The sequence below is a fragment of the Vibrio sp. 10N.261.51.C6 genome, assembly GCF_041471785.1.
Classification (GTDB): Bacteria; Pseudomonadota; Gammaproteobacteria; order Enterobacterales; family Vibrionaceae; genus Vibrio; species Vibrio crassostreae_C.
In genome coordinates this window covers 1-975 of the sequence record NZ_JBFRPB010000016.1, presented here as the reverse complement: position 1 = coordinate 975, position 975 = coordinate 1, and the positions used below count along the sequence as shown (strand labels likewise).

Annotated in this window: 1 protein-coding gene; it reads right to left on the bottom strand. The window is 41.6% G+C overall.

Features of this window, described 5'->3' with window-relative positions; all coding sequences use genetic code 11:
* The coding region (locus AB4375_RS03970) for an Ig-like domain-containing protein (protein ID WP_372051050.1) at positions 1-975 on the bottom strand (975 nt) is incomplete at both ends.

The following is a 975-nucleotide window of genomic DNA, read 5'->3' as shown; positions in this document are numbered from 1 at the left end:
CGTCAAGTCGATTGTCGGTATAACCATATCAATTGAGTATGTTTTGTCGGTGCTAGAACTAAACTCATTCCCAACCCAATCTTGTCCGGTAACAGTAGCTGTCACTGAATTATCAGCTACAAGATCACTGCCCTGAACATCTACACTCCATGTTTTATCACTTTGGACAACAGTCAGATAAGTCACACCATTTACTACGACTGATACCTGGTCACCAGTATCCGCATCTCTTCCAACAGTACCTTTAACTGAAACGGTACTTTCGCTTTCACTTTGATTGATAACATTGTCGTCAGTGATGGATTCAATAAAGATCGTTCCTCTAGCAGCTAAATCAACTAGATAGAACTCTGTCGAAGTAGCCGAGCCAACATTTCCAGCTTCATTTACTACATCTACCTTCGCATCGACGATGTTATCGCTATCGGAGTTTAGGTCAGACCCATTGACGTCAATGCTATATTTCCCGTCGATTACTTGGCCTGTATACACAACGCCATTGATGTTCAGTGTTACTGTTCCAGAAACGTAATCCTCACCAGTAATAGAACCTGTAATCGTAACCGTCCCTTGAGCTTCAGTTGCGTTAATGACTGAGTCTTCAGTAATCGGATCAATATCTATGTTTACATTAACCGGAGTCGAGTCATAAATATGAGTAGAAGTTCCTGAGCTTGAAACACTGTTTCCTGCGCTATCGGTTGAACTAACAGAAACAGTGAACTCGGTGTCTTCTGCTAGGTCCTCACCATTAACACTTAGTTCCCAAATACCATTCTCTTTTACAACACTAGTATATGTCGCTCCATTGATGACAGCAGTTACGACGTCGTTAGGTTGTATGTCTCCACCGGTAGCAGTACCTGTAACAAAAATTGTTTGCTCTTTTTCAGTCTCAGTAACAACATCATCTGATGTAATGCTATCTACGATCACATTTCCTGATTCTGCCTGTGTATCAAGAGTGAACGTCAG